The sequence below is a fragment of the Ectobacillus funiculus genome, assembly GCF_004138295.1.
Classification (GTDB): Bacteria; Bacillota; Bacilli; order Bacillales; family Bacillaceae_G; genus Ectobacillus; species Ectobacillus funiculus.
Genome location: NZ_SCFM01000009.1, coordinates 126,914 through 139,177, shown reverse-complemented (window position 1 = coordinate 139,177; position 12,264 = coordinate 126,914). Strand labels below are relative to the sequence as shown.

Below are 12,264 nucleotides of genomic sequence, written 5' to 3'. Positions count from 1 at the left end.
ATTTTCTCTCTTCGCATGTATATATCAGGCGAAGGGGGTGATGGAGATGGCAGTACAAACATTGATAACAGATGTAAGTGTACGCCTCGTCTTCAATGGCGGGATGGACATGAACGGCAAACCTGTTTTGAAAAACAAGCTGTACAAAGGAATCAAGCCAAATGCACAGCCGGACAAGGTGCATGAAGCAGCAATTGCCCTTGCTTCCCTGCAAACATACACACTAGATGCGGTGCAAGTGCTAAGCACAAATGACGTAGCCCAAGCGTAATCAAGCGGTTAGCTCCTTGATATTCTTCATTGAGCTAACCCTATCCTAAACCGTTTAAAGAAGGAGGAATCTCACATGCAGGTTCTTGAATTGCAGTTTTTGCGTGAGGATGGCAAAACCGTCACATTCACCATCGATAGCCCCATCACTCCTGTGAATGAGGCAGCGGTGAACAGCGTTATGGATACAGTGATCGCAGCCGATGTCTTTCTAACACTTGGGCAAAATGCCCGTAAAAAGGGAGCTCGTATTGTCGAGCGTACCGTGGCGGAAGTTAAGCTGAATTAAGTATACAAAAGAGGGGGGCTTTCTCAGGCCTCCTCTTTTATACATGCTTCTAAGATTTGTGTTGTTACAATTAATTCACTTTAAATTAAGCAGTCTCTTGCTCCATCTCCTCCATCATTGCCGCATGCTATCCTATCTGACATTTGCCTTTTCAGCAATCGATGGAGCTTCCGCCCAACATTCAACCTCTTCAACGCCTTCAATTTCCAAGTTATGTTTTATTTTAGACTGGTAAATTGAACTACCATTTAATGGTCCACTAAGTAATTTACACCAAAAACATGTATAAATTTAAATATTTTTATCTACGGACACCTTGAGGTATCTAATCTCAAATAAAAAGGAGCTGCATTTCTGCAAGCTCCCCGCCGATTTACTCCAAATACTTAGCATACTGCTGTTTTTTGTACTCTTTTGCCAGCTCATTCAATGCTACAAGGTGTTTCTAGGATAAAGTGGACTACTGTACAATATATTCTTGCTTGACATCCTGCTTGGATTGAACCTCTGTGAGGTTTTTGAGAGCAGCTTCATCTCCAACTAGATCCGGTTTGAGGTAAGTGTACTTACCTCCCATTTCAGGTTGGTTATAACCTCTCTTCTCCTTACTCATAGAAACTGAAGTTATTCCAAGGTTATTATAAGTAAACACAAGATAAAAATGCTCTGATTCTTTTGGTACAGATCCATTTGCTACATATTCCACCTGATAAGTTAATAATGCTGGTGCATCTAGATATAAGATGGAAAATGTCTCTTCTTTTTGATCATATCCTTTTGGTAGTAAGTTCTTAGCAATTGCAATACCATCTTGTAAGCTCATTATTGTGTCATATCCAGCAGTAGCACTATGCGGAGCTATGCTGAAAGAAGTAACAACTGACTTCCCTTCAAAAGAAGAAGAAGTAAAGTTTAATGCAGATAATCGGTTAGGATAATCTGGTTTTGCGTAATATTCATCCCATGTCTGCACAGACTCATTCAATTTTGGAGCATCCACATTCTTAAGTGATTCCCAAAATTCCTGAGTCTCCTTTTTCATTGTTTCAACTGACTTCAATTCCTTAACTGGTTCCACTTCCGTTTGCTTTGTTTCTGTGTTGCTTGTGCTTGATGGACTATCTGTAGTTGTTGTAGCTTGTCCATTTGTCTCTTGCTTTGCTGAACATGCAAAAAGAGCAAGGGAGCATGATAATAATACTGTGAATACTCCAATTCTTCTTTTCAACGTTTTCTCTCCTTTTGTAAAAAATATTAACCTTTTAATTGTAACCTCCCAGGGAACGGAATGTCTTAAACTTTTCTTTTTTTAATCTAGTACGTGAAAGATGAGTAAACATATAGTATACATAACCGTGCTATGATTTCGTATTTATAAGGTTGGTGAATCGCAGCAAGAAAATAAGCTTCTTTCCTCCCTTTGGATCATCTAAGATATTCAGATGTTATAATGAATAATAAAAGATTTTCCAACAGGGGGATATTATGACAAAATCGATAATGAAAATTTTAATGTGGATTATGATTTCCATTGGATTGTTAGCAGGAAGTGCTTATGGGGCTTTTTATTTTATTAATAATTGGGAAGTAAAGAATGTGACTGTTCCAGCTGAAGATAAAGCTGAAGATGTAAATCCAACTGAGCTTAGAGTCAAAGATGTGGTTGATCCACAGTCTGAATCGGTTACTGATGCAGAAGTAGAACATCTTCTTCATGGAATGACTCATCAAAAGGTAGTAGCTAATGAGAAATGGACATTCACTTTAATGTCTTCAAAAAACATTAAGTCAACAATTGAAATAGTGGAGAAAAATAAGGATCATCTTACTCATTATGACTTTTATATGGAAGCTCTGAAAAAGTGGGAGCAAGGTGATTTCTCCAACTGTGTTGAGGTTCATAATCAGGTTTGGGAATGGGAAGGTGGAAACATCGGAAAAGCTACCAGACTTGCTACAGCAGAGGAAGAAAAGGCTTATTTGGGAAGTGAGAATTAATTAATGATTAAATGAGGTGAAGAAATGGATGCTCGCCTTTCCTCAAAATGCAAGTTGCATGACACATGCATATTTTTTCATGTCAGATTTACATAACGTACAATTATCGGAAGTTGGAAAATGCTAAAACCCTTGGTATGAATGACTTCCGGAATTTATTAATTATGCATGACTTTATACATACTTGATTTTATGCTGTTTTGAAGCCGTTACTATAACAGATTGATGCATAAAAAGAGGAGGATCCCGCCTTCTCTCTTATTTCCCCCTCTCCCCCCTTAAATCGTAGTTATCTAGTCATTTGGTCACTCAGGAGGAGAGAGGGATATCATACGTTAAGTTGATATCATAGTGCTTCAATCATTAAAATAAATTACCTCGGAAAGGATTTTACAGCCTTGAATTCTCTCAAAAGCCGCTCTCGCCTCTCCTTCAACATCAAACTCAAGCATGTTAATTTTATTTTTAGCATAAACAGTGATTACCCACACGAAACGCTTCCCCCAATGAAAAATTATCCTGTAATCCTTTAGAATGGATAGAGAACCCCAATAACAAAACCTTCTACTCTATTAAACTTATATCCACCCTCTAAAACTAGAAGCCTCTACCATCTTTTTCAATCCGACCATATATGCTGCCAATCTCATATTAATCCCTCGAGTAATGGCCGTTTGATGAACCTGCAAAAAGGATGCCGTCAAGATTGCTTCGAGTTTAGTGTCGACTTCTTCCTCTGTCCAGTAATAACCTTGGTTATTTTGTACCCATTCAAAGTAAGAAACAATGACACCGCCGGAGTTTGCCAACACATCTGGAACAATTAATGTCCCTCTTTCAGTTAAAATTTCTGTCGCCCTTAAAGTTGTCGGTCCGTTGGCTGCCTCTACTACAATTTGCGCCTGAATATCTGCCGCATTTTCTTCGGTAATTTGGTTCTCAAGTGCTGCCGGCACTAAAATATCACACGGCTGTATGAGAAGCTCTTGATTTGTAATTCTGCTTGAGAACTGCCTTGTAACCGTTCCAAACGAATCTCGTTTATCTAATAAGTAATCAATATCTAGACCTTCCGGATCATATAAAGCGCCATACGCATCCGAGATCCCAACAACTTTCGCTCCCTCATCATGAAGAAACTTTGCAAGAAAACTCCCCGCATTTCCAAATCCTTGGATAATCACTTTGGAGCCTCTTATTTCTAACCCCTTCACTTTTGCAGCTTCTTTCATTGCGATAATCACACCTTTAGCAGTAGAGGATTCTCTTCCGACAGAACCGCCTAATACCAATGGTTTCCCTGTAATAAACCCAGGCGAATCAAACTCACGAATTCGGCTATATTCATCCATCATCCATGCCATAATTTGCGAATTCGTAAATACATCAGGGGCGGGAATATCCTTTGTTGGCCCAACAATTTGACTGATAGCACGAACATAACCACGACTTAACCGTTCTAACTCTTGGAAGGACATCTCCCTCGGGTCACATTGAATTCCACCCTTTCCCCCTCCATAAGGAAGACCCGTAATTCCGCATTTAATACTCATCCACATAGAAAGAGCTTTTACCTCCTCCTCTGTCACATTCGGGTGGAAACGAATCCCACCCTTTGTCGGTCCGATCGCATCATTATGCTGTGCACGGTATCCAGTAAATACTCTAACAGAGCCATCATCCATCCTCACAGGAATCCGAACCGTTAATAATCTGAGGGGTTCTTTTAATAACTCATATACTTCCTCTCTATATCCCATATTTTCAAGTGCTGTATGAATCACCTGCTGGGTGCTCTCTAACACACTCAGTTGTTCGTTTGTCTCCCGTTTTTCTTTTCTAATCTCGGCTTGTTTCACACTCATTACGATTCCTCCTCTATCTATCTCTACAAACTGTAGTTAACCCAGACCTACAAAATACTTAAAAGGTTATTTCGTGATAATCTCATCATCCTCATCATCATTTGGGCTGTCAGAGTTAGATAAATCCTTTTCTAGTAGTACTACCTTCTCTTCCTCATTCCAGCTCACCTTATATCCCAATGACTCAGCGACTTTTATAACAGGTAAATAGGATGTTTTATCCGATTTATATGTTGTTAAATCCGTTGATTCGATAATCCCTAAACCGAGTAGTAATTTATCTGATTGAATAAAAGGTTTTCCATCTATTATCCTCATTTGCTTTGCCGTATATGGATACACGTTACCATTTACTTTAAAGGTAAACGGTCCTTTTTCCTCTTCTTTTATTGCTCTTGGCTCTTTAGACGTATATGATACTGCATCTACACCAAGCACCGTTCCTTCTCTTGTATCATCGGCTCCCCCATACATCTTTCCATTTTCATAATCAAAGATAACCGCCTGTACATTCCCAATATTTTGTGGGACTTCCTCAAACACATGGCCTTTTGCCATTAATTCTAATCTTGTATTTTGATCAATTCCTGGCTCCCATCTAACAGTAGGATAACCCCCTGAATAAATGCGAGGTGTTAAAATAGCTTCCTGGATTGGCATTTGATGATCAATAACGTTAAGAATCGTTTCAGCAACTGAGGCGATAATCGTTGGTCCCCCTGGGGAACCAATAGCCATAAACGGCTGACCTTCTTTTAAAAGAAGGGTTGGTGACATACTGCTTCTTGGCCGTTTTCTTGGCTCTACCTGATTAACACCGCCCGGGGTTGCATCAAAATCGGTCATTTCATTGTTTAACATAAATCCGTAGCCTGGCACCATAATACCAGAACCGAATACTTGTTCGATTGTCGTGGTATAAGAAACCATATTTCCCCATTTATCCATAACGGAGAAGTGAGTTGTTTGTCCGATCGGGTTGCTCTCTTTTACTGTCACTTGGGAAGGGGAATCCTTGCCTTCATACTTCCATGGATCACCTTCTTTAACATCAGCAGTAGCCTTATCTGGATTAATAAGCTTTCTTCTCTCCTTTATATATTCTTCATCTAAAAGTCCTTTTGTTGGCACATCATAAAAGTCTTCATCTGCCATATAAGCCGCTCGATCAGCATAAGCCAAATGCATTGCTTCTGTTAGATGATGAAGATATGCTGGTGAGTTTACTCCCATCTTTTGTACATCGAAACCTTCCATTAGCTTCAAAATCTCCTGAACAGTCAAACCACCTGAACTTGGTGGAGCTGCACTGACAACCTCAAAGCCTCGATAATTCGATTTAACAGGCTCCCGTTCCTTCACTACATAGTTTTCTAGATCCTTTGTTGTCATTGTTCCGCCACGTTGTTGCACTTCTTTGACAAGTGCTTCCCCAATTTCACCTGTATAAAATGCCTTAGACCCTTGTTGTTGAAGTAATTTAAGCGTCTTTGCCAAGTCTGGCTGAATGAGGGTTGCTCCCTCCTTTAAAGGCTTACCATTGGGAACAAACACATTTGCTGCTGTTTGATATTTTTGGAGCTTCTGGACATTCTCATCAATATACTGAGCCATTGACCAGTTAACCTTAATACCTTTTTCTGCTTGCTCAATAGCTGGCTCAATCACTTGGGATAGCTTCATTGTTCCATATTTCTCAAGAGCTGCTTCAACCCCTTTTATCGTCCCTGGAACAGCGACTGCTTTTCCAGTTGTATGACGTTCACTAAAAGGAACTGGTTGTCCTTTTTCATCTAAAAAAAGTTCAGGTGTGACGTTCTCCGGGGCCATTTCACGGCTATCAAGCATAGTTATTTTATTTTCATCCTTGCGATAAATCATCATAAAGCCGCCGCCACCAATTCCTGACATCATTGGTTCAACAACGTTTAACGATAGTTGAATAGCAGCTGCCGCATCAACAGCATTTCCACCTTGTTCTAATATTTTTTTACCCGCCTCGGCAGCTAGTGGATGGGAAGCTGATACTATTCCTTCTGTGGCTCCTTTTTTCATAGAATCATCTACCCCAGGAACGCTTGCAAAAGCTGGTGTAGTCAGACAAAAAAAGCTAAAAGTAACTAACATAGATTTTTTTAGATATTTCATAGATAGTCTCCTTTTATATCTTTTAAAAGCCTATAGCCTCTTGCAAAATGTATAAAAATAAACTTCTTCTGCCACAATAATTTTAAAGAAAACTCGCCGATTGGCGAGCCCTGCCTTTGGGCAAAGACAGAGGCGTAGTTGCACTTATACTGTATTCCTAAAATTTCTCGCTACATCGAATCGACTTCCAGCTAGAAATTTATACTTTCCCACAGTGCGAGAAACTGTGGCAATAAACAACGAAACCGTTTAGCTCTTTTAAAATAACGAGATCTTTTTTGTTTTTCCGCTTAGGATTGCAATGAACCAGAAAATCAAAGTCTTATGAAACTTCTTCACTTCTTGTTTTTATGCGGTCTACTCTACCGGTAGCATTAAACTGGCCTTCCCACTTTGAGATAACAACTGCTGCTAATGAGTTTCCTACCACGTTTACAGCTGTTCTCGCCATATCCAAAAGACGGTCAATCCCAGCAATAAATGCTAACCCCTCTACAGGAATTCCAACCGTACCGAGCGTAGCCAGCAGTACAACAAATGATACGCCTGGAACACCAGCAATCCCCTTAGATGTAACCATTAGTACAAGCACTAACGAAATTTGTGTACCAATCGATAAATCAATACCATACATTTGCGCAATAAAGATAGCCGCTATCGCCTGATACAACGTGGAACCATCTAGGTTAAACGAGTAGCCTGTTGGAATAACAAATGAAGCAATTCCTTTTGGACATCCTAACTTCTCCATCTTGTTCATAATCCTTGGTAGAACAGTTTCAGAGCTTGCTGTGGAGTAAGCTAGGATAAGTTCATCCTTTAATAGTTTGATAAACTGAAAGATGTTAATGCCTACCCATCTAGCTATAATACCTAATATACAAATAACAAAGAATATCATCGTTGCATAAACTAGAATCGTGAGCTTACTCAACGGAATGAGTGATTGAACACCGAATTTAGATACTGTCACACCAATCAAGGCAAATACACCAAACGGAGCAAACTTCATGATTTGATTTGTTACAAAGAACATTGCATCAGCTGTACCTTCGAAAAACTTTAAAACCGGCTTCCCCTTTTCCCCAATCGCAGCTACTCCCATGCCAAAAAACACAGAGAAGAAAATAATCGCCAACATATTTCCTTCCGTCATTGCTTGAAAGACATTCGTAGGAACAATATGAACAAATGTTTCCGCAAAGCCGTGACTCTTTGTTTCTTCAGTTGTAGCAACATAGCTGCCGATATCTGTTTTCTGCAAGGATGACATATCAATACCGCTGCCAGGCTGAAAAATATTTGCTGCTAACAACCCAACCACAATGGCGATAGTCGTAATAATTTCAAAATATAAAAGGGTTTTGCCACCAAGTTTACCGAGCTTTTTCAAATCGCCCACACCAGCTACACCAATAATTAAACTTGAGACCACGATTGGAATCACAATCATTTTAATGAGGTGAATAAAGATATCTCCGATTGGCTGCAGAAACTCCGCCACCTTTGGATTTCCAAAGAAAATGGCTCCTACAACAATTCCCCCAATTAATCCAATACAAATTTGCCATGCTAGTCCTATTCTTTTCATTCCAATACTCCCTTCTTTTTCTAGGATTTTGTAAAACCTTGTTTCCTATCATAATCGCTAACTTTTTTTAAAAACACATTTGCGTTATATTTTCTTACATAAATCACAGAGAAAAAAAAGAAAAAAAGTCGCTTTATAAATCTAATTTACTAACTTTGTATTGTGTAATGAATTCTAAAACATGACCTTAGTCACAAGGGAAACATGGAAACAATAAATGTTTAGTCTAGTCTGGGGTGATTAAAAAATGAAATGGAAGCACAAATGAAGATAGGTTAAGACGCATGCTACTATTACAGAACAGAGTTTAAACAGAAATATCGGTAATCATTACTATAATGGATGTTCTGCAAATCCTTTATCTTTACAAAGAGCTACATTCCTCAGAGGATAACCTTACTAGAATTAAAAAACACCCCCTCTGTGTCAATTTCATGATTAGGTTCCAAAAAAATTCTTTTACTTAAGATAACTCCCTCCCTTTTGAAAACCCTTTCACCTCTTAAGCTAAGAAGAGTATATCTCTTCTTTTTTTCTAATAAAACGGAAAAAAAAGAAAAAAAGTAAAAAGCATAAATTCTGTCTTTGTAATCTTAGACAAAATTTATGCTTTGCGTGCCAAGTTTATATCCACTGATAAAGATGTTTAGGCCTACCAATCTTTTGATAGCTTACAATCTTACGGACCTTCTCTGTTTGGATTAAGTGAACGAGACAGCGATAAACTGTAGGATAAGCTAAACCTACCTCTTCTGTAATTTCAGCAATTGTGCAGGGCTGGCTACAGGATTGTAAAAATACCGAAACATGTGATAACGTCGTTTGACTCATTCCTTTCGTTACAAAAACATCTTCCTTTGTTTTTGTCGCTTCGAAAAGCCGCTTATGTAATTGAATGCGGCAAATGAGATCAGGTGCCTTTATTGGTTTTAAGGCAAAGTCTGTTGCCCCTCCCGCTAAAAAACGATCCGCAAGCTCCTGTCGTTCATCTACTGTTAAAACAAGAATGGGAACCTCACTACTAAGCCTGCGGATTTCATGAACAGTCATTAATCCGTCCATTTCAGGCATATGGAAATCTACGAGAACAACATCAATCTCATTTTTTACGAATTGTTCTACACCCTCGATTCCATTGCTGCAAGCTATTGCTTCCCACCCTGCAAAATCACAAATTTCCTTCAACATATAGCGAACAGATTTGTCATCATCAACAACTAAAATCTTCATCATCATTTCCCCCTGCTAAGTGAAGCCAAACTGTGGTTCCTTGTCCAATGTTACTTTCAATAGACACTGTTCCATTATGCTCTTCGATCACTTGCTGAACAAAAGATAATCCAATCCCTGATTGGCCTTTTGTGCTATATCCTGCTCTCCAAATCTTCGTCTGCTCCTCCTCAGGCATTCCTTTTCCACTATCAGATACACCTAATAAAATCTGATTATCATACATTTTAGCTTTTATCGTCACTTTTCCTCCAGGATATCCTTCAATAGCGTCAAAAGCATTATTAAGCAAATTCACGATTGCACGGGTCATCCGGATCTTGTTAATCAAAATTTTAACTTTTTCTGGGTTATCGGGTAATTCTAGATAAACCCTTTTATTCGTACCACTTAGCCGACTTGATAATATGTAATCAACCAGACTTTTTAAGGAACAACAGCTTTTATGAGATTTATATAAAATTTCAGAAATCATTTCACTCATAGAACGAATAGACACTGAAATCACACGGCAATATTCCTCGGTTTTTCCATCTTTGTTATATAGGCCAATTAAAGAAATAATCCCCTCAATAGAGGCTAATGGGGTTTTTAGATCATGAACTAGATTTAATACCTCTTTATCAGAACGGGCCTCAAGAGCCTGTAATTTTACAATATGCAGCTCTTGAATCATTCTCCATTTAACCAAATACCCCGTTAGGATGAACGCATTAATTAGAAATATAGTACAAAGTACGATTGCATATAATGAGAGAGCTTGATCAAACCCAGTTTTAACAGCCCATAGCTTGACTGTAGTTGAGATTCTTCCATGACCAAACCCATAATCCGTGAGAAAGGGGACTTCATCTAACCATTGAACTCCAAAAAGAATTTGAACAATAATAACGGATTTCATAAATAACCCCAATCGTTCTTTTTCCAACAGCTGTATTAAAATAATACATAAAAGTATAAGAATAGCTGGGGCACCAAAATGATAATTGGATTTAACTGATAGATTTATAATCACATAGGTAAGTGGGATGGCCACAATAGGAATAACTAATTTGAGCCAATTTCTCTGTAATCGTTCTCCCACCCCATTTCCCAACAAAATAGCGCCGAGATAAAAAGGAAGTGCACGGACTGTATTAAGCGTAACTATCGAAAAAGCCATGATCAAGAGGGTATTTCCTTGAGGATCTTCTTCCATACTATTCATTAACCTATCTAGACCGATATTTTTCGAACTGAGCCAATGCGGCATGGAAATGCCTAAAAAAATTAAAGCGATCCCGATCCATACTGATTTTCTGTTAAGTGACTTACCCATATATTATCCTTTCTAGCTAAGATAGCTATTCATGAAGAAATTCCGATACCTTTTACTTCCTAAATTGTTCGACGGAAAGAACGTGAGCCGTACTTTCTTTGATGTTAGTTATCCCCGTAGTTGCAATGATATCATTATAATGTATTTTTTCGAGTTGCAGTTCTTTTCTTCCTGGTGCAGCCATGCTGCTATATGTCATGCGAGCAGCAGGGTACGGATCAAATCCCCTTCTATGAAAGATGTTCATAACTCTAATGTAATAGTAGGGCACAAAAAAACCGCTATTCAGCGGAGATAAACTTATCTAATTCAATTGTCCACGTTACCAATATACCAGTATTCCTATTAAATCAACTAGTACATTTTCAATTACAGCAGTCACGAAAAGCGCCGTCTAGAGGACGCTTTTCGTTCATTACTTCCCTGCAATGTAGTAAGAACACCGTTACCATCCCAGACAAAGAATCGATACTCCGGATTGCAGCTTCCCTCATATGTTGTTGAAATGATAACTGGGGTACCAATACCCTTTGGACTTACCTTATCTGTTGCTACATTTACTTTTGTTACATTCCTACCTTCATAATATAAGCAGAGGAAATATAACCTACTACCCTTTGATCTGCAGTTTTCACTGGGTACCATACAAATTGGTTGCTACTGCTTAAAGATTGATCATATGAAAAATTCCCTTGGATAATCAAGCTAGTATTTTTAGCTAACACACTTACAATTGAAGAGGAGCTACTAGGTTTTGATCTTAAATTTACACTGTCCCTTGTTACGACTACCTGATTACCTGTTTGGAAAAGGTATCTAGAAGGATGCAGCGGATCCGTTAGTATGTATTCCAGCTTTTTAAACTTAATGTTCGCATCACTATTGGAACTATATTCAAAATCAGTTGTCTTAAAAGGGTACTGGCCTAATTTCGTATCACTTAAGAAGCTGTCCCTTTCAATAAGGGCGAAGACTTTCTCCTGATAGGCGTTTAGATTTCTTGTCCCATTGGACTGATAAAGAGGACTATTTGCAGGCTTCGTACCGTTGTAAGCCATGACAGAGAAGTACCAGTTTTCAATAACCTCTGGTTTGGCATCCTTTATTTTTGGAAGATCTGTACGCTGATACATTTTACTAAGAATTTCAACACCAGCTTGGATATTGTAGTTGATGTCATACTTCAATTTCTGTTGGTCATAGCCTGATTGATTTGTAATTTGCATAAGGCCGATTCCGCCATCTTGTGAAATGATCGGCTGACCATTCCCATCAAATTGCTTCCAACCGCTCTCCTTTGTAGCCACAGCCTTTACAACCTCGGGAGGGATGTTTGCTTCTAAAGCTGCATTTGTAAGTAAGCAGTTTAAATGCTGAAAAGAAGGGTTTTGATTTGGCTGTATTACACCATATGATCCACATTTAGATGGCCATGTCACCTCTGCGGAAGCTCCTTTATAGGAACAACCTAAGAGTATCAAACAAGCTAATAATCCTGCTCTCACTAAGATCGATTTCATGCTTTCATTCCCCAATCTATTAATTTTCAATGTTT

Annotated in this window: 12 protein-coding genes; 3 read left to right on the top strand and 9 right to left on the bottom strand. The window is 38.7% G+C overall.

Going from position 1 to position 12,264, the window contains the following annotated elements:
- Positions 1-46 precede the first annotated feature (46 nt).
- A complete protein-coding gene (locus EP737_RS08850) occupies positions 47-271 on the top strand; it encodes a DUF1659 domain-containing protein (RefSeq protein WP_129727607.1) in 225 nt (74 codons plus the stop codon).
- 75 nt (positions 272-346) lie between these two features.
- A complete protein-coding gene (locus tag EP737_RS08845; RefSeq protein WP_129727606.1) occupies positions 347-559 on the top strand; it encodes a DUF2922 domain-containing protein in 213 nt (70 codons plus the stop codon).
- Positions 560-1,019: 460 nt separating this feature from the next.
- Here the strand turns inward: EP737_RS08845 and EP737_RS08840 are convergent, their stop codons facing one another.
- Positions 1,020-1,787, bottom strand: coding sequence for a hypothetical protein (locus EP737_RS08840; RefSeq protein ID WP_129727605.1), 768 nt, complete (start codon positions 1,785-1,787; stop codon positions 1,020-1,022).
- Positions 1,788-2,044: 257 nt separating this feature from the next.
- Here EP737_RS08840 and EP737_RS08835 point away from each other — a divergent pair, with 257 nt between their 5' ends.
- Positions 2,045-2,557 (top strand): DUF6241 domain-containing protein, encoded by a 513-nt coding sequence (locus tag EP737_RS08835; protein WP_129727604.1) that lies wholly within the window; start codon positions 2,045-2,047, stop codon positions 2,555-2,557.
- A gap of 356 nt (positions 2,558-2,913) precedes the next feature.
- On the opposite strand, the gene EP737_RS26515 is transcribed toward EP737_RS08835, so the two are convergent.
- From EP737_RS26515 to EP737_RS08805, 8 genes are all read right to left on the bottom strand, one after another.
- Positions 2,914-3,048, bottom strand: a complete 135-nt coding sequence (locus tag EP737_RS26515; RefSeq protein WP_281278881.1) for a hypothetical protein — start codon at positions 3,046-3,048, stop codon at positions 2,914-2,916.
- An 87-nt stretch (positions 3,049-3,135) separates the two neighbouring features.
- Positions 3,136-4,422 (bottom strand): Glu/Leu/Phe/Val family dehydrogenase, encoded by a 1,287-nt coding sequence (locus tag EP737_RS08830; protein WP_129727603.1) that lies wholly within the window; start codon positions 4,420-4,422, stop codon positions 3,136-3,138.
- Positions 4,423-4,488: 66 nt separating this feature from the next.
- A complete protein-coding gene (ggt, locus tag EP737_RS08825) occupies positions 4,489-6,570 on the bottom strand; it encodes a gamma-glutamyltransferase (protein WP_129727602.1) in 2,082 nt (693 codons plus the stop codon).
- A gap of 322 nt (positions 6,571-6,892) precedes the next feature.
- Complete coding sequence (locus EP737_RS08820; RefSeq protein ID WP_129727601.1) at positions 6,893-8,161, bottom strand: cation:dicarboxylate symporter family transporter; 1,269 nt, start codon at positions 8,159-8,161, stop codon at positions 6,893-6,895.
- A gap of 624 nt (positions 8,162-8,785) precedes the next feature.
- Entirely contained in the window at positions 8,786-9,391 is a 606-nt protein-coding gene (locus EP737_RS08815) for a response regulator (protein ID WP_129727600.1), read from the bottom strand.
- Positions 9,372-10,709 carry a sensor histidine kinase gene (locus tag EP737_RS08810; RefSeq protein ID WP_129727599.1) on the bottom strand — a complete coding sequence of 446 codons (1,338 nt, stop codon included), beginning with the start codon at positions 10,707-10,709 and terminating at the stop codon, positions 9,372-9,374. The genes EP737_RS08815 and EP737_RS08810 overlap by 20 nt, the downstream gene beginning before the upstream one ends.
- Positions 10,710-10,761: 52 nt before the next feature.
- Positions 10,762-10,956 carry a hypothetical protein gene (locus tag EP737_RS25990; protein ID WP_205650909.1) on the bottom strand — a complete coding sequence of 65 codons (195 nt, stop codon included), beginning with the start codon at positions 10,954-10,956 and terminating at the stop codon, positions 10,762-10,764.
- Positions 10,957-11,275: 319 nt separating this feature from the next.
- Positions 11,276-12,229, bottom strand: coding sequence for a transglycosylase SLT domain-containing protein (locus tag EP737_RS08805; protein ID WP_129727598.1), 954 nt, complete (start codon positions 12,227-12,229; stop codon positions 11,276-11,278).
- Positions 12,230-12,264 lie beyond the last annotated feature (35 nt).

What these genes read in the sequence shown, in the direction of transcription:
- EP737_RS08815 (WP_129727600.1), bottom strand. Translation starts at nt 9,391, where the DNA reads ATGAAGATTTTAGTTGTTGATGATGACAAATCTGTTCGCTATATGTTG.
- EP737_RS08810 (WP_129727599.1), bottom strand. Translation starts at nt 10,709, where the DNA reads ATGGGTAAGTCACTTAACAGAAAATCAGTATGGATCGGGATCGCTTTA.
- EP737_RS25990 (WP_205650909.1), bottom strand. Translation starts at nt 10,956, where the DNA reads ATGAACATCTTTCATAGAAGGGGATTTGATCCGTACCCTGCTGCTCGC.
- EP737_RS08850 (WP_129727607.1), top strand. Translation starts at nt 47, where the DNA reads ATGGCAGTACAAACATTGATAACAGATGTAAGTGTACGCCTCGTCTTC.
- ggt (WP_129727602.1), bottom strand. Translation starts at nt 6,570, where the DNA reads ATGAAATATCTAAAAAAATCTATGTTAGTTACTTTTAGCTTTTTTTGT.
- EP737_RS08805 (WP_129727598.1), bottom strand. Translation starts at nt 12,229, where the DNA reads ATGAAATCGATCTTAGTGAGAGCAGGATTATTAGCTTGTTTGATACTC.
- EP737_RS08845 (WP_129727606.1), top strand. Translation starts at nt 347, where the DNA reads ATGCAGGTTCTTGAATTGCAGTTTTTGCGTGAGGATGGCAAAACCGTC.
- EP737_RS08820 (WP_129727601.1), bottom strand. Translation starts at nt 8,161, where the DNA reads ATGAAAAGAATAGGACTAGCATGGCAAATTTGTATTGGATTAATTGGG.
- EP737_RS08835 (WP_129727604.1), top strand. Translation starts at nt 2,045, where the DNA reads ATGACAAAATCGATAATGAAAATTTTAATGTGGATTATGATTTCCATT.
- EP737_RS08830 (WP_129727603.1), bottom strand. Translation starts at nt 4,422, where the DNA reads ATGAGTGTGAAACAAGCCGAGATTAGAAAAGAAAAACGGGAGACAAAC.